Below are 16963 nucleotides of genomic sequence, written 5' to 3'. Positions count from 1 at the left end.
ATACAAGGAGGTAGCATGGCTGAAACAACGGCGGCTCACTCGGCCCCAGCCACAGATGCGGCGGCCGCGCTACGGCCCTCATCCCACTGGACGGCCTGGGGGCAGTGGCTGGCGCTCTTCACCATGACCGTGGATCACCTCACCCGCTACGTACTGCCTGGAGATTGGGATTTAAGCTGGGCGGGCTCTTCGATTGGGCGCATAGCGTTTCCGCTGTTTGCCGCCATGGTGGCGTGGCACGGCTTGTTCAACACCCGCAACCCGCTGCGCTATTCACGGCGAATATTGATCATCGGGATCGCCGCGCAGCTCCCCTATATGCTAATGCCCCGCGCCTCCGATGCGTTCATCTTGAACGTCTGTTTTACCCTGGCCAGCGGCTTGGCACTGGGTGCTTTGGTGCGCCAGGGGTGGCAACACTACCAGCAACAAACCTTAGGTTTGGGCTGGCTGATGCTGGGAGCCGCCGTCGGCGTGACCGCGTGGTACCTGCTCGGGTTCTGGGTGGAGTATGGTCACAACGGCCTACTGCTGATTCCGCTGTTTATGTTTGCCATGCAGACGCTCAGCGAAACTCGTAACGTGCTGAAATCTCGCCTCTGGGCGGGGCTAGCGGCGTTTCCCGTACTATGGATTGCCGGGCAGATGAACGCCTCCGACATGGCCAAATCGTTCACCGTCGCCACCTGCGTACTGGTCTTGATGCTTGCCGCAGGCGCGGCTCAGCGAGTGCCGCCCGTAGCTTTAGCCATGCCCCGCCGTTTATGGCTGGCGTGGTACCCTGGGCACTTTGCGTTGATTGCCCTGTGGCTGCTGCTTAGCGGTCAACTGGCAGGTTAGGAGCCTGTTCGGCCACGCGCTTATTGATTTCGTCACTCATCCAGGGCTGGTAGCGGCGTAGCCGCGCCCGGCCCTCGGTTTTCGCTTGATACATCGCCGTATCGGCCTGTTTGAGCACATCCGCATGGTCGCAGTCGGCCGCATTGAAGCAGGTATAGCCCATGCTGGGGGTGACCTCGACCCAGCGGCTCTCCAGGCGGTACTTGCCCGCCAGCGCCTGCTGCACGGTCTCCATATAGCGGGCAGCGGCGGCGATGAGCGACTCCCCCTCCGTCACTTCAAAAAGTGCGAGCAGCACGAACTCGTCGCCACTCAGACGGGCGGCCATATCATCGTTCTGCAAACAGGACTCCAAGCGGCGTGCCACCTGTACCAGTAGGTCATCCCCCGCCGCGTGGCCCAAGGTATCGTTGATCAGCTTGAAGCGGTCCATATCCATGAACATCACCAAACCACCGCGCCGGTCGCTGGCCTGCTCGCTGCACAGCGCTTCTAAACGCTCGATGAACAGCCGTCGATTGGGTAAATCGGTCAGCGCATCGTAGTAGGCTTGGCGGTAAATGATCGCCTCGCTGCGCTTTCGTTCGGTGAAGTCCTCGATAATCGCCACGCCGCCTACCCTTTGATTGCTGGCGCTATGGACGCCGTTGAAAAACGCCCGCAAAGGGATCCCCACACTGGCGTTGGGCAGCCGGTAGGTGCCTTCGTAATAGCCGGTACCTTTTTCCAGCGCGTCTCTCACGGCTTGCGCCACGTCAAGGTCAGCAGAGCGGTCCAGCATGCGGTAGCCGAGCAGCTTTGGGCGCTCCACGCCCAGAATATCCAGCAGCTTGCCGTTGCAGTCGGTAATCTGCCCTTGCTCATCGAAGTGCAGCACCCCCAGCGGCGAGTGCTGAAAAATGGAGCGATAGCGATTTTCGCTTTCGCGAAGCTGCGCTTCCCGCGCCGCCATACTTACCCGCAGGGCAATGTTGTCATGGATGGTGCGGCTAAAGCGGCGGCTGGTGGCAATGATTAACCCCAAAAAAAGCACAAGCATGAGGCCAATCAGAATGGAGAGTGGCGAGCCCTGGAGCCAGAACTGTATCTTCAGCGGCAATAAAATAGGTAGTACGAAGCCAACCGCAATCCAGCCCACCGAGGAAAGCGTGGTCACGCCCCCTGCCGCAATGCCAGCCAGTACGATCGAGAGCGCCGCAATTTGGCCGGGGTGATCATGACTGAACAGCAGCACGCCGGATGCCCCCCAGACGCAGCCTGACGCAATGGCTCCAATAGCAAACCAGCGCAACCAGCGTTGACGCTGCTGCTGGAGCGCGGGCAACCGTTTGAACCGCTGCGCCAGCAGTAGCCTTAGGGTAGAAATCAATGCCAGTGATACAAACCACCCCAACAGCAGTGGGGTGTCCACTACGGGCCACATGGCCGCCACCAGCAGCCCACCTGCCAGTACACTGCTCAACACCGGTTGCCATAAGTTGTCGTAAAGCAAGCGCACTTTTTCACCGCGCAAACGCTGCAACGTAAGGTGGTGATCACGCTGATAACCACTGCGCAGCCCAGAGGCCGTTGCCGTGGCGGCAAGGGGGGTGGGGGGCGACATACAAACTCCCTGTTTTTAGTCGGCTTGACGCCAATCTTATTGGTTAGGTTGTTTTTAATACACCTGTTTTATCACGTTTACGCGCTATTAAGGAGTAGCCGCCGACAATAAAAAAGCCGCGTTATTAAGCGGCTTGCCTTACGAAAAGAGGGCGGTGACGTCAGCCCATCAGGACTGCCTGGATCGCTTCATGCCCTAGAGATCTAGTGGCGCGGGGCCACATGGGAAGATTGTTCGCTAACACGCCTGTTGATCTCATCACTCATCCATGGCTGATAGCGACGCAGCCGCGCACGGCCTTCGGATTTGGCCTGATACATGGCGATATCGGCCTGCTTGAGCACGTCGACATGGTTATAGGCCGCCGTATCAAAGCAGGTGTAACCCATACTCGGAGTAACATCGACCAAGCGGTTTTCCAACCAGTATTTCCCCGACAGCGCCTGCTGAACGCGGGCCATGTACTGCTCGGCAAGAGCGTCCGTTTGGCTCGAGTCCCCTTCGTCAAACAGGGCCAGCAAAACAAATTCATCGCCACTTAACCGTGCGGCCATATCGCCGTCGCGTAGGCAAGACTCCAAGCGCCGCGCGACCTGCACCAGCAATGCATCCCCAGCCGCATGCCCCAGGGTGTCGTTGATCAACTTGAAGCGGTCCATGTCTAGAAACAGAACCAACCCGCTGCGCTTTTGGTCGATCGTGTGGGTATCGAGCGATTCCAGCCGTTCGATGAACAGGCGCCGATTGGGCAAATCCGTGAGCGCATCGTAATAGGCTTGGCGATAAATGATCTCTTCACTGCGTTTACGCTCGGTGAAGTCCTCGATAATGGCCACCCCACCGATGATGCGATTGTCCATGCCGTGCACACCGTTAAAAAAAGCACGCAGTGGCGTCTTTTTTTGAGTGTTGGGGAGATGGTACGTGCCTTCGTAGTAACCCGCCCCTTTTTCAATCGCATCCCTGACGCTGTCGGCCACCCGGGGGTCTGCGGAAGGCACAAGCAAGTCATGGCCCACGATGCAACGACGATCAACGCCCAGGATCACCGGCAGCTTGCTATTGCAGTCCGTCACCTTGCCGTCTTCATCGAAGTGAAGCACGCCCAGCGGTGAGTTTTGAAAGATGGAGCGGTAGCGATTTTCGCTCTCAAGCAGCTGCGCTTCACGATCGGCCATGCTCATGCGTAGCGAAATATTATCGTGAATGACTTGTCCCAGGCGTCGGCTGGTAAGAATCAACAAACCGACAAACACAATAATCAACCCACCGATAGCCTGCTGGGTCGGCGCTGGCGAGAGCAGTAGCAGCACTTGCAAGGGCAAGCTAATCGGGATGATGAAGCATACGGCCACCCACCACACAGCCGAAAGCATCGTAACGCTACCCGCTGCCACGCCTGACAGCACAATCACGAGAAAAGCCACATAATCCGTTTGCTCACCCTGAAACATCAAGACGCCACCGCCGCCCCACGTGCACCCCGCCACCAGCGCTCCCAGAGCGAATCGCCACAGCCACTGGGCATTCGCCTGTTCTTCCAGCGACGACCGCAAAAAACGACGGGCGTCACACAACCGCCAGGCAGACACGGCTAAAAGGACGATAAACCACATCACTACATGTGCCGTATCCACTACGTTTCGCATGACGGCCGCTAATACGAGAGCACCTAAAATGCCTGCTGACACAGGCTGCCAGATGTTGGCGTAAAGAAGGCGTACTTTTTCGCTGCGTAAACGCATGGTGTCTACCGAGCATGGTTGAGGAAAATCACTGGGCAAGCCTGAAGACGTTATCATGGGCAAGACACCATACGTTCAGTGATACGGAGAGCGACCTTTCACGTAGGTAATGCCTTTCACGCATTCATGGGGGAACGGTGGCGACATCCAGACGGTTTCGTCCTTGTACCATGGTGGCGTCGTTTGAGGAGTCCTTGTCACAAAAATTCACCTCCATCGCTGGGGCATCCAACGATGGAGGTGCAGTAGTAAAAGGCGAGGGGTCGACCTGTAGGAATCCCTATAGCGTCGATTCGAAACTCCACTCCACGGGAGGCGCATCGGGGATCAACGCTTGGCAAGCGCGGACTTTCTCCAACAGCTCGGCGTGGGTGGCGGCCACGACGTTAACGTGGGCTAGTTTACGCCCTGGACGCTCGGCTTTGTCGTAGCGGTGCAAGTGAGTGTCGGCAATGGCTAGCAGTGCGGCGTTATCGCCTTCTAGGCCAATCACGTTCACCATGCAGGTGGGCGCAATGGCATTCGTGGCGCCTAACGGCAAGCCCTGTACCGCCCGCAAATGGTTCTCGAACTGGCTGGTAGCCGCGCCATCCATCGTCCAGTGGCCGGAGTTATGCACCCGGGGGGCCATTTCATTGGCCAACAGGCTGCCGTCGCGGGTTTGGAACAGCTCCAGCGCCAGTACGCCTACGTAATCCAGCTCATCCAGCAGCGCTCGGATGTAGCTGTCGGCCGTCTGTTGAACGCTGGCGTCCAAATCCGGTAGCGGCGCCACGGAGTAGCGCAGAATGCCGCCCACGTGCTGGTTTTCGGCCATGGGGTAGAACACCACCTCCCCATCGCGGCCGCGCACGGCAATCATCGAGACTTCGCGCACGAAATCGACGAAAGCCTCGACGATGAGCTGTGAATGGCCAATGGCCTCCCACGCCTCTTGGGCCTGCTCCGGCGCTTTCAGCACCGCTTGCCCCTTGCCGTCGTAGCCTTCAGTGACCGACTTGGCCACCACCGGGCAGCCCAGCTCGGCGGCAGCGGCGGCGAGCTGCTCAGCGCTTTCCACCACGCGGTAAGCGGGTGTTGGAATACCCAAGCGATCGAACAGCGCCTTCTCTTCTACCCGGTTTTGGCACACCGCAATGGCGCGACTGCCAGGGTACACCGGCTTATGCTGCTCGATCTGCTGAACCAGCGCCACAGGCAGGTGTTCGAACTCGTAGGTCACCACATCGACCTTGTCGAGAAACGCCGCCAGATGCTGGTTATCCGGGTCGACGATCACCTCGCCGATACCCGCACTGGGGTTACCGGTGGTATCCAAAAACGTGAAGGTGTTACCTAGCGGATAGCCCGCCAGTGCCAGCATACGGCCTAACTGGCCTGCCCCAAGGACACCAATATTTTTTGCAATCATACGGTTTGCACTCTGTGCGCTCATGATGGCTACCTATTGGGCCTGAGGGTCGGCGTCGGGGCGCGGGTCGGGGTTATCCAGAACAAGTTGGGTCTGTTCGGCACGGAAGGCTTCGACGGCGTCACGTACGGCGCTGTCCTGCAGGCCCACGATTTGTGCCGCCAAAAGGCCCGCATTGGTCGCACCGGCTTTGCCGATGGCCAGGGTGCCGACCGCAATGCCGCCCGGCATTTGAGCAATCGAGAGCAGCGAATCCAAGCCCTTGAGCGCTTTGGACTCTACCGGCACACCCAGTACCGGCAGCGCCGTTTGTGATGCGACCATACCCGGCAAATGAGCGGCACCACCGGCGCCGGCCACGATCACCTGCAGGCCGCGCTCAGAGGCACTTTTCGCATATTCGAACAGCAGGTCGGGGGTGCGATGCGCCGAGACCACACGGGTTTCGTAGGGAACGCCCAGCCGCTCCAACATCGCCACCGCGTGCTCCATGACCGGCCAATCCGACTTCGACCCCATGATCACGCCCACCTTGGGTGCGCTGTTCGACATGCAAAACTCCTCGGCCAACGGCCTCTTCAAGCTAGAAAGCAGTCCATAAGCCGCGCAACGCGCCGCTCACTCAGAAATAGGAAGGCGCATAGTTTACCAGAGCTACGGGCGTTTGCGGGGGTGACGAGAGGCGTGAAATTTTCCTCAAATTAAGCATTGAAAACCGCGTGAGTTGGCGGCATTGTGTGCTTGTCATTTCCGACTGATGGAGTCACATGAGTACGGCATACTCAACTGCTCACGCAGAAGCGCTGGATCCTCCGCGAAGCAGCCCTGACCTCGATGTCAGGGATCTTGAAAAACGTACGCGCCTCATGCGCATCATTACCCGTCTGATCGCCGTATCAGACCTGGGAAGCCGTGAAATCGCCCGCCGGGCTGGCCTACCAGTGCAAAAGATCAGCGACCTGCTCGCCGGAAGGCTAGAGCATCTGGACATCGATGAACTGAATGTCCTGCGTCGCACGTTAGAGCTGGAGGCGCCATAGCAGCCACGCCACCTCCACGCTAACTATCACCGCTTGATTATCTTCCCGCCCCGGTTACTGGGGCGGAATCATGACGCCGCCCAACGCCACCACGATGACCACCAGCCAAGCCGGCAGTTTCCACACGGTGAGCAGCAAAAAGCCCGTCAACGCCAGCACGAACTCGTAAGGCCCAAGAATGGCGCTGGTCCACACCGGCTGATAGAGCGCCGCGCCTAAAATCCCCACCACCGCCGCATTGGCACCACGCATCAGCGCTTGAGCACTGCTCCACTGGCGAAACTGATTCCAAAACGGCAACACGCCGACCAGCAGCAAAAATCCCGGCACAAAAATCGCCAGCAGCGCCAGTAACGCGCCAATCACGCTGGGTATCCCTGGCAGCAGCGCCCCCAAGTAAGCAGCAAACGTAAACAGCGGCCCCGGCACTGCTTGTGCCGCGCCGTAACCCGCTAAGAATTCATCTGCCGTGACCCAACCCGATTGCACCACTTCCGCTTCCAGCAGCGGCAGCACCACATGGCCACCGCCAAATACCAGCGCGCCTGAACGGTAGAACGCATCGACGACGTTCAACCAACCGGTGCTCGCCGCTAACAGCGGTAAGAGCACCAACAAAGCGGCGAATAAACCTAATGCTAGCGTGCCCGCTCTACGCGTTACCGGGAAGTGCAGCGATTCGCTAGACGATGCTGCAGCGCTTTGGCGACAAAGCAGCAGCCCCGCCACGCCACCTAGCACAATCGCCGCCACCTGCCCCAACGGCCCGCTGACCAGCACCACCGCCAACACCGCTGCCAGGGCAATGCCCGTGCGGGTTTTATCCGGGCAGAGGTTACGCGCCATGCCCCACACCGCGTGGGCCACAATAGCCACCGCCACCACTTTCAAGCCGTGAATGATGCCGCTGGCCACCGGGCCATCCAGCACTGCCGCACCCAATGCAAACAGCACCAGCACGATGGCAGAGGGCAGCGTAAACGCCAGCCACGCCATCGCCGCCCCCCAGGGGCCTGCGCGCATCAACCCTAAGGCAAAGCCTACCTGGCTACTGGCGGGACCCGGCAGAAACTGGCACAGCGCGACCAAATCCGCGTAGGCCTGCTCGCTGAGCCACTGGCGGCGTTCGACAAACGCCGTGCGAAAGTAGCCCAGGTGCGCCACCGGCCCGCCAAAGGAGGTCAGCCCCAGCGCCAAAAATGCCCAGAACACCTCGTTGGCCCGCCCTCGAACCGGATTCTTTTCTGACATCGTGCTCACCGTTTACCCATTAAAAAGCGCAAAGCGTTTAGGGTACGCCTTGCGCTTGACGACTTAGTGACAGCCTAATCGTGCCGGTGACTCTTCACAGATTATTCTTGGTCGGTCACCGCACCGGTACTGGCCGAGCTGACCAATTTGGCATACTTCGCCAACACGCCTTTACGATAGCGCGGCTCAGGCTGTTGCCAGGCCGCACGGCGGCGCATCATCTCTTCATCGCTGATATGCACATCAATGGTATCGGCTTCGGCATTAATGGTGATCGGGTCGCCATCTTCCACCAGCGCCAGCGGGCCACCGTCGAAAGCTTCTGGAGACACATGCCCCACCACGAAACCGTGGCTGCCGCCGGAGAATCGGCCGTCGGTAATCAGCGCCACGTCGTTGCCCAAGCCACGGCCCATAATGGCCGAGGTCGGCGTGAGCATTTCACGCATGCCGGGGCCGCCTTTCGGGCCTTCGTAGCGAATCACCACCACATCGCCCGCCACTACGGTGCCATCGTTAATGCGCGCCTGGGCTTCCTCTTCCGAGCCAAACACCCGCGCCGAGCCGCTAAAGCGCGTGCCCTCTTTACCGGTGATTTTCGCCACCGCCCCTTCCGGCGCTAAGTTGCCAAACAGAATACGCAGGTGGCTTTCGGCTTTAATCGGGTTACCCAGCGGCGCGATGATTTGCTGATCCATCGGGTACGGCTCGACGTTGGCGAGGTTTTCCGCCAGCGTTTTACCGGTCACCGTTAAACAGTTGCCGTTAAGCAGCCCAGCATCCAGCAGGATTCTCATCAGTGGCTGAATGCCGCCAATCGCCACCAGCTCGCTCATCATGTAGTGGCCGCTGGGGCGCAGGTCGGCCAGTACCGGCACGCGCTTACCGATCTCGGTGAAGTCCGCCAGGGTCAGCTCGACACCGATGGTGCGCGCCATGCCAATCAGGTGCAGCACCGCATTGGTGGAGCCACCCAGGGCAATCACCACAGTCACGGCGTTCTCGAACGCCTCGCGGGTCATGATATCGGAGGGCTTGATGTCTTGCGCCAGCAGCGCCAGCACGGCTTCGCCAGCGGCTTTGCAGTCGTCGCGTTTCTCTTGGGAGATGGCATTCTGCGCCGAGCTTCCCGGCAAGCTCATGCCCAGCGCCTCAATGGCCGAAGCCATGGTGTTGGCGGTGTACATGCCCCCACAGGAGCCAGGGCCAGGAATGGCGGTCTCTTCGATGTTTTTCAGCTCGATCAGGTCGATGTCGCCACGGGAGTGGGCGCCCATCGCCTCGAACACCGAGACAATATCGGTGTGGCCCTTGCCGGGCATGATGGTACCGCCATAAACGAACACGCTGGGGCGATCGAGCCGTGCCAGCCCCATCACGCAGCCCGGCATGTTCTTATCGCAGCCGCCAATCGCCACCAAACCATCAAAGCCTTCGCAGCCCGCCACGGTTTCGATGGAGTCGGCAATCACTTCCCGCGAGACCAGCGAGTACTTCATACCTTCGGTGCCGTTGGCAATGCCATCAGAAATGGTAATGGTATTGAACACCACGCCTTTGCCACCGGCGGCATCGGCCCCATCCCGAGCAAGCTCCGCCAGCTCACCAATATGGCTATTACACGGCGTCACCATACTCCAGGTAGACGCGATACCTACCTGAGGCTTTTGAAAATCGTCATCGTTGAAGCCCACGGCGCGCAGCATGGCGCGGCTAGCCGCTTTACCGGGGCCATCCACCACTTGGGCAGAGTGGCGGCGGGTATTATGGTTGGTCGGCTCGGTCATCACGGACTCCTCTCAATTGCATGGCAAAGGGCACAGCTTGGCGGCGGTAAGCCGATGACGCAAGGAGAGTTCCAATATTGCAGCGCGTTGACTGCTTAATGGGCTGGCTGTTTTTGTTGTTCAACATGTACCGTCAGCTCAAAACCACAGGCGTGTGCATAGCGCTGTAATGTTTTCCAGCCGGGGTTACTGCTTCCCCGCTCCAAGCGGCTAATGTTACTTTTTTGTGTATCCAAGCGTTTGGCAAGCTCTTCTTGGGTCAACCCGGCACGCTGGCGCATAGAAATCAGTGTGGAAGCCAAGGCAAACTCCGGTGCCAAACGCTCATACTCCGCCTCTACTTCAGGGTTTTGAAGCGCCTGCTCTTTTAGTGCCTTTAAGTTCATTATGACTGCACCTCGCGCTGTCTTGTCCGCGCTAACGTTAACGCCTGACGCGGCGTTTTTTGGCTTTTTTTGACGAACGCATGAAGAACGACAATATGTTTCCCATGCACATAACAAAACAGAGAACGGCCAATTCCCTCTTTTGCCTTTGCCCTAATTTCAAACAAACCGTCGCCCATCGATTCCGTGTGTGGTGGCCCAAGGTTAGCGCCATGAGTCTCTACCATCTCCAGTAACCGGAGCATTCTGGCCTGTATTTTGGGCGGCATACTTAAAATTTCTTGCTCGACACCTGGATAAAACTCAACCTGCCACTCCATAGCATAACCCCGCTCAAGTTATCTTTTATGATAACCCAACGTACATAAAAGTTCCTACTCCAGATACACGCGAGTACCCCCAACTTATGGCACCATAGCGTCACCGCTACCCGTGATGCTGATTGCCGTGAAGGAACGCCGCCGTATGCCTGCCAATGCTTTGTTCTCCCCCACTTCGCTCCCCCCCGGTTTTATGGTGGTACATGCTAACCGCTTGGAAGATTTACGCGGTTTGGCGGTGGAGTGGATGCGCCGCCAGCCGTTGGGGCCGTTGGAGAACGAAACCATTCTGGTGCAGAGCAACGGTATTGGGCAGTGGCTGAAACTGGCGTTGGCGGAAGAACCCAAGAATGGCGGCGCGGGCATTGCGGCGGCGCTAGAGGTGATGCTGCCCGCGCGGTTTCTATGGCAGGCCTACCGCACGGTGCTCACTCACGTATCGCAAAACGCCGATGCCGTGCCGGAAACCTCGCCGTTCGATAAATCGCGCTTGGTATGGCGGCTGCTGCGCCTGCTGCCTACCCTGGCCGGGCAGCCGGTGTTTGAGCCGCTGGCGCAGTTTCTAGAAATTGACCGCGACCAGCGCAAGCATTACCAATTAGCCGAGCGGCTGGCGGATCTCTTCGACCAGTACCAGGTCTACCGCGCCGACTGGCTGGACGCCTGGGCTAACGGCCACGATGTGCTAATTACCGCCAGAGGCGAGCACCGCCCGCTGGAAGAGCACCAGCGCTGGCAGCCCGCACTCTGGCGCATCCTGCGGGACGATGTGGCCGCCACCCAAGGCGATGCCGGATTGAACAGCAGCCGCGCCCAGGTTCACCAGCGTTTCTTGAAGGCCACCGAGCACCTGGAAGGCCAAGACTGCCCGCCGGGGCTGCCTCGTCGGCTGATCATCTTCGGTATTTCATCGCTGCCCCAGCAAACCCTGGAAGCGCTGGCGGCGCTCTCCCGCTGCTGCCAAATCGTGCTGTGCGTTCACAACCCCTGCCAGTTCTACTGGGCGGATATCATCGAGCACAAAGACCTGCTGCGCGCCCAGCGCTACCGCCAGCGGCGCAAAACCGGCATGCCCGAAGCGCTGGATGTACTGGGCACTGGCGATGCCGATGACGCCCTGCACCTGCACGCCCAGCCGCTGCTAGCCGCCTGGGGCAAGCAGGGCCGCGACTACCTGCGCCTGCTCGATGAGCACGACGACGCGGGCAACTACCAAACTCTATTCGAGCAGCAGGCACTGCGCATCGATATGTTCGAGCCGTTCAGCGGCGAGGATCGCCACTGCCTGCTCAGCCAGCTGCAAGACGACATCCGCGAGCTGCGCCCCGTGGCGGAAACGCAAGGCCACTGGCCCGCACTGCCCGCTTCCGATGACTCCATCGTGTTCCATATCGCCCACGGCCCCCAGCGGGAAGTGGAGATTCTCCACGACCAGCTGCTGGCCGCCTTCAGCGCCGACCCGCACTTGCGCCCACGGGACATCATCGTCATGGTGCCGGATATCGACCGCTACGCGCCGCACATCGAAGCGGTGTTTGGCCAGCTGCCCACCGACGACCCGCGGCACATTCCCTACACGCTCTCCGACCAAGCCAGCCGCCACCGCCTGCCGCTGATGATTGCGTTGGAAAAGCTGCTACGGCTGCCGGAGCTGCGCCTGTCGGTGAGCGATTTACTCGACCTGCTGGATGTCCCCGCCCTCCGCCAGCGCTTCGGCCTAGAAGAGCGCGACCTGCCGGTGCTGGAGCGCTGGATGGAAGGCGCGGGCATCCGCTGGGGGCTCAACGCCAAGCAGCGCCAGCGGCTGGAACTGCCCGGCGGGCTGAGCCAAAACACCTGGGCATTCGGCCTGCGCCGATTGCTGTTGGGCTACACCGTGGGCGACGGCCACGCGTGGCAAGGCATCGAACCGTTTGATGATATTGGCGGGCTGGAGGCGGGCTTAGCGGGGCCGCTGGCGACGCTGCTGGAGAAGCTCGAAGCCACTTGGGAAGCTTTCTGCCAACCCACCGATGCCGCTACTTGGGTAGCGCGGCTACGGGAGCTGCTGGAAACCTTCTTTCTTACCGACGACGCCCAAGAGAGCATCATGCTCACCAAGCTGGAGAGCGGCTTGCAGCAGATGCTGGAAAGCAGCCGGGAAGCCGAACTCAACGACCCGCTGCCGCTCTCTATGGTACGGGAGCACTGGCTGGCGCAGATTGATGAGCACAGCCTTTCCCAACGCTTCTTGGCCGGAGCGGTCAACTTCGCCACGCTGATGCCCATGCGCGCCATTCCCTTCAAGCGGGTGTGCCTGCTAGGCATGAACGACGGCGAGTACCCCCGCTCCCAGCCGCCGCTGGATTTCGACCTAATGGGCAGCGACTACCGCCCCGGCGACCGCTCCCGCAGGGAAGACGACCGCTACCTGTTTCTGGAAGCGCTGCTCTCCGCCCGCGACCAGCTCTACGTGAGCTGGGTCGGCCGCAGCCAGATTGATAACACGCCGCTGCCACCCTCGGTGCTGGTGGGCCAACTGCGCGACCACTTAGAAGCCGGCTGGCAAACGGAAAACGGCGCGCCGCTGCTGGAAACACTCACCACCGAGCATCCGCTGCAGCCTTTCAGCCGCGCTTACTTCAACAGCCCAGCAAGCCGGCTGTTCACCTACGCCCACGAATGGCGCGAGGTGCACGCCCCGCGCACGCCACCCGCCGCTAGCCGCACGCTGCCAGCCCCGGAAAACGCCCCCACCAGCCTCTCGCTTGGGCAGCTAGGCAGCTTTCTACGCGAGCCGGTGCGCAGCTTCTTCAATACTCGCTTGGGGGTCTATTTCGAGCAGGAAGCCATCGCCGAGCTGGACGCCGAGCCCTTCGCCCTGGATGGCCTGCAAAACTGGCAGCTCCAAGACCAGCTAATTGCCGCCCAGCGCCACGCGGTGGATAACGGCCAGCCTCGCATGCAAGCATTGCATGACGCGTTGGAGCGCTTTCAAGGCCAAGGCGTGCTGGCCATGGGCGCGTTCGGCGAACGCATGCGCGCGGCACTCGCCGAACCCATGGAGGCGCTTTTCAACGCCTACGAAGACGCGTTAGACGCGTGGCCGCATACCCTGCCCGACACCATGATTCACTTCGAAGCCCACGGCCTCACGCTGGAAGAACCCTTGGGCGAGCTGCGCCAGGACGAAGCAGGCCACCGCTGCCGCCTGCTGCTACTCAGTAGCAGCCTGATTAGCCAAGGCAGCGGGCGCGGCCAGTACCGCTGGAGCCACCTGCTGCACCCTTGGGTTGCGCACCTAGCTGGCAACCTGGATGGCCCGATGACGACGCAACTGCTCTCCAAAGCGGGGCATGTCACGTTAGCGCCGGTGGATGCCGAGACCGCTCGCCAGCACTTGGAAACCCAGCTAGCCGCGTGGCAAGCGGGCCTAGAAACCCCGCTGCCGCTTGCACCGCAAGCCGCGTTTGCTTGGCTAAGTAAGCAAGGCACGCCGGATATGGCGCAAGAAAAAGGCCGAGACAGCGACGCCTACGCCGCCGCCGAAAGCGCCTATGAAGGCGGCCGCTACCAAACCGGTGAAGTAGCCCAAAGCGCGTATTTAAGCCGCCAGTGGCCCCGCTTCGAGCGCCTGTTCTTCGAGCAAGCCAACGGGCACACCTTTGCCACGCTCACAGAAGCGCTCTACGCGCCGCTTCATCAGGCGGTCAAAGGGTAAACCAGCGTGGGTGTTACATAGCGTCGAGCGTTTCCACATCGAACGCCACAATCTGGCGTTTGGCACTGGAAAACTCGACGCCGATCAGGTGTATGGGCTTGCCAGAGGCGCGGTACTTGTCCGCATACCCTTTGTGTTTGATTTGAGCCAGCGCCTCACCTTCCGGCAGTTGCTCCACCACTTTGAACTCGAACAGGTAGATATGCCCACCAAAATCCACGCTCATATCTACCTTGCCGTGGTGGCTGGCATCTTCCACCGTCACATCCAGACCCAGGGCCGCGAAGTGGCTGTAGAACACGCTGGCATAGACCTTCGAGACAGTATGGCCTTCGTAGCGAGCAATCGGGTTGTTACGATACCAGTCGTGAGGGAGTCCGGCATAGAGCGCCTTTAGATGCGCTTCTAGCCCGACAAGATCATGCTGGCTTAAATGGCGGAACAGCGTCCTGCGTTCGCGTGGGGCATTTTCGACCCCCAGCGATGGCAGCAAGGCGTGGTTGAGGCTGGTTTCGACTTCACGATTAGGAAAGCCCAGCGTGTACTGGCGGTATCCCAACAGCGGCTCCTCTACCTGCTGGATGGTCAGGTAGCCGGTTTGAAATAACAAGCCCTCGGTACTTATGTGGTCGACGTCGAACTGGCTGAGCAGTTCATACTCGGTTTCCCAGTGGTCTAACGAAGGCGTAAATACCCCCCGCTGCTTGAGAAGATCGACCAGAAACGTCGGCGTAGCAGACTCGAACCAGTAAGGGCCAAATTCTTGCTCCTGGAACAGCAGCAGCACATCGAAGGGGTTATAGACGGACTCTACCTCACGGCCACCCCAGCGGTAGCCGTTATACCACTGGCGAATCTCCTCACGATCCAGGCCGGGTAGCTCTGGCGCGAACACCGTATCGATGTTCTCATCGGTGTAGCCACAAATGGTCGTATAGTCGGGAGACAGGGTAATATCGCGCAGATTGTTCAACCCCGAAAACAAGCTCACCTTACTGAACTTGGAAACCCCGGTGAGCAGCACGAAGTGCAAATGAGGATCGGCGTCTTTCAGCACGCTGTAGAGGTTTTTCAGCCCTTCGCGCACCTCCCGAGCACGCTCAGGTTCCAGAATGTTATCCAGAATCGGCTTGTCGTATTCATCGATCAGCACCACCACCCGTTGGCCGTATTGCTGGTGGGCAATGCGAATAAGGGCGGAAAACTCGCCGGGAATATCGGCTTCATGGTATTGAGTAATGCCCAGCCGCTCGCGCTGAACCCGAAGCTGCTCACGGATACGTTCATCCAGCCCTTCACGGCTCTGCATGACGCCATCGGCAAAGCTGATACGAATGACCGGGTAACGCTGTTGCCAGTCCCACTGATCGTGAATATAGAGCCCTTCAAACAGCGCCTGGCGGCCCTCGAACAAGCAGCGCAGCGTATCCAGCAACAGGCTTTTACCAAAGCGGCGCGGCCGCGAGAGAAAGTAGTATTTGTTCTGGTTAACCAAGCGCTCGATATGCGGGGTTTTATCGACGTAGTAATAGTCGCCCTCACGGATATCCGAGAACGTCTGAATCCCGATGGGTAGCTTACGGCGATGGGCATCCTGCACGGCGGCCTCCAGAACAAAAAACAGCGATATGAAAAGCAGTTTAGCATGCGGCTGATTCGGGCAGCGTCAGATCAGCGGGCTTTCATCCCCCTTTCCACCCAGCGATAAAATGCGCTTCGCCAACGCAATCATCTCCGGGTCGCCGGTGTTCTTAGTGGGCACATCGGACAGCTTCACCACTGGCAGCCAGCCCTGCCCTTCGGGGCGGGCCTCGACCATTTTGATCACCATGTTCATGGGCGCCACGCCAATATCGTTGGTAAAGTTGGTGCCAATGCCGAAGGCCATGCCAATCCGCCCTTGGCAGAAGGCGCGGATGCGCTCCACTTTTTCAGGCGTGAGGGCATCGGAGAAGATGATGGTTTTGCTCAGCGGGTTAATGCCCAGGCGCTGGTAGTGGGCAATGGTGGCATCGGCAAATTCAATCGGGTCGCCGCTATCGTGGCGCACGCCGTCGAACAGCTTGGCGAACTTCTTATCGAAGCTCTCGAAAAAGGCGCGGGTAGTAAACGTATCGGTCAGCGCGATGCCCAGATCTCCCCGGTACACGTCCACCCAGTGCTCCAGCGCCAAACTGTTGGCCATTTTGAAACCAAAGCGAGCGCCGTGGAACATAAACCACTCATGGGCGTGGGTGCCGATGGGCTTCACCCCGTGGCGCATGGCCAGCAGCACGTTGCTGGTGCCGCTAAACGCCTCGCCGCCGTAGTGGCGCAGTGCTTTGACGACTCGGTCGTGCACCGCAAACGAGAAACGCCGGCGGGTGCCGAACTCGGCAATCTTCAGTCCGTGCTGGCGGTACAGCTCAATTTTCTCCCGCGTACGCTGCTCGATGAGCGCTTCGTCATCTTCCGACACGCTCACGCCACGCAGTTGGTACCAAAGCTCGCTGATCAGCGCCATCAGCGGCACTTCCCACAAGATGGTGCGGTACCAGGGGCCTTCCATCACCACCGAGAGCTCGCTGCCCTGCTGCTCGATCGTCACTTCGCTGGGGTCGTAACGAAAGCCCGCCAGAAAATCGAGATAGGTGGGGTCTAGATAAGGGCAGGTGGTTTGCAGGTAGCGCTTCTCTTCATCCGACAAGCGCAGCGTCGCCATGCGATCCACTTCACCACGCAGCGCCTCACCAAAGCCCTCAGGAAACGCATGCTCGCCGCGATTGATAAACGCGTAGCGGGCATGGGCATAGGGGAAGCGTTTAATCACGGCGTTCTGCATCGTGATCTTGTAAAAATCGTTATCCAGAAGCGAGGTCAGCATGAGATCCCTTCACCAGC

The 16963-nt window shown here is 59.7% G+C and carries 13 protein-coding genes; 3 read left to right on the top strand and 10 right to left on the bottom strand.

Annotation, left to right across the window (positions count from 1 at the left end):
• The first annotated feature begins 15 nt into the window (after positions 1–15).
• Positions 16–840 (top strand): TraX family protein, encoded by an 825-nt coding sequence (locus NH398_RS09270; RefSeq protein ID WP_159342790.1) that lies wholly within the window; start codon positions 16–18, stop codon positions 838–840.
• Here NH398_RS09270 and NH398_RS09265 read toward each other — a convergent pair.
• The 4 genes from NH398_RS09265 to purE form a co-directional block, all read right to left on the bottom strand.
• Positions 818–2443, bottom strand: coding sequence for a diguanylate cyclase (locus NH398_RS09265; protein WP_253018058.1), 1626 nt, complete (start codon positions 2441–2443; stop codon positions 818–820). The two genes, NH398_RS09270 and NH398_RS09265, sit on opposite strands and share 23 nt — an antisense overlap.
• Positions 2444–2646: 203 nt before the next feature.
• A complete protein-coding gene (locus tag NH398_RS09260) occupies positions 2647–4245 on the bottom strand; it encodes a sensor domain-containing diguanylate cyclase (protein WP_253018056.1) in 1599 nt (532 codons plus the stop codon).
• 223 nt (positions 4246–4468) lie between these two features.
• Positions 4469–5599 (bottom strand): 5-(carboxyamino)imidazole ribonucleotide synthase, encoded by a 1131-nt coding sequence (locus NH398_RS09255; protein ID WP_253018055.1) that lies wholly within the window; start codon positions 5597–5599, stop codon positions 4469–4471.
• 33 nt (positions 5600–5632) lie between these two features.
• Complete coding sequence (gene purE / locus NH398_RS09250; RefSeq protein ID WP_253018054.1) at positions 5633–6151, bottom strand: 5-(carboxyamino)imidazole ribonucleotide mutase; 519 nt, start codon at positions 6149–6151, stop codon at positions 5633–5635.
• Positions 6152–6366: 215 nt separating this feature from the next.
• Here purE and NH398_RS09245 point away from each other — a divergent pair, with 215 nt between their 5' ends.
• Positions 6367–6639, top strand: a complete 273-nt coding sequence (locus NH398_RS09245; RefSeq protein ID WP_253018053.1) for an XRE family transcriptional regulator — start codon at positions 6367–6369, stop codon at positions 6637–6639.
• Between the two features lie 54 nt (positions 6640–6693).
• On the opposite strand, the gene chrA is transcribed toward NH398_RS09245, so the two are convergent.
• The 4 genes from chrA to NH398_RS09225 form a co-directional block, all read right to left on the bottom strand.
• A complete protein-coding gene (gene chrA / locus NH398_RS09240; RefSeq protein WP_253018052.1) occupies positions 6694–7890 on the bottom strand; it encodes a chromate efflux transporter in 1197 nt (398 codons plus the stop codon).
• A 101-nt stretch (positions 7891–7991) separates the two neighbouring features.
• Positions 7992–9677 (bottom strand): dihydroxy-acid dehydratase, encoded by a 1686-nt coding sequence (gene ilvD, locus NH398_RS09235; RefSeq protein ID WP_253018051.1) that lies wholly within the window; start codon positions 9675–9677, stop codon positions 7992–7994.
• A gap of 95 nt (positions 9678–9772) precedes the next feature.
• Positions 9773–10063: a helix-turn-helix transcriptional regulator gene (locus NH398_RS09230; RefSeq protein WP_058578231.1), complete on the bottom strand. Its 291-nt coding sequence runs from the start codon at positions 10061–10063 to the stop codon at positions 9773–9775.
• The gene (locus NH398_RS09225; RefSeq protein WP_159342797.1) at positions 10063–10383 is read right to left on the bottom strand and encodes a type II toxin-antitoxin system RelE/ParE family toxin; all 321 of its coding nucleotides are present in this window, start codon (positions 10381–10383) and stop codon (positions 10063–10065) included. The genes NH398_RS09230 and NH398_RS09225 overlap by 1 nt, the downstream gene beginning before the upstream one ends.
• A gap of 145 nt (positions 10384–10528) precedes the next feature.
• Between NH398_RS09225 and recC the strand changes: the two genes are divergently transcribed.
• Positions 10529–14083 carry an exodeoxyribonuclease V subunit gamma gene (gene recC / locus NH398_RS09220; RefSeq protein ID WP_253018050.1) on the top strand — a complete coding sequence of 1185 codons (3555 nt, stop codon included), beginning with the start codon at positions 10529–10531 and terminating at the stop codon, positions 14081–14083.
• 13 nt (positions 14084–14096) lie between these two features.
• Here recC and NH398_RS09215 read toward each other — a convergent pair whose 3' ends face one another.
• A complete protein-coding gene (locus NH398_RS09215; protein ID WP_253018049.1) occupies positions 14097–15683 on the bottom strand; it encodes an ATP-binding protein in 1587 nt (528 codons plus the stop codon).
• Positions 15684–15749: 66 nt separating this feature from the next.
• A complete protein-coding gene (gene pncB, locus NH398_RS09210) occupies positions 15750–16946 on the bottom strand; it encodes a nicotinate phosphoribosyltransferase (RefSeq protein ID WP_253018047.1) in 1197 nt (398 codons plus the stop codon).
• Positions 16947–16963: the final 17 nt, after the last annotated feature.

Origin of the sequence: Halomonas sp. CnH100-B (assembly GCF_024124605.1) — a bacterium.
Taxonomy (GTDB): domain Bacteria; phylum Pseudomonadota; class Gammaproteobacteria; order Pseudomonadales; family Halomonadaceae; genus Vreelandella.
Note: the sequence above shows the minus strand (reverse complement) of the source record. Positions and strands in the feature narration are given on the sequence as shown.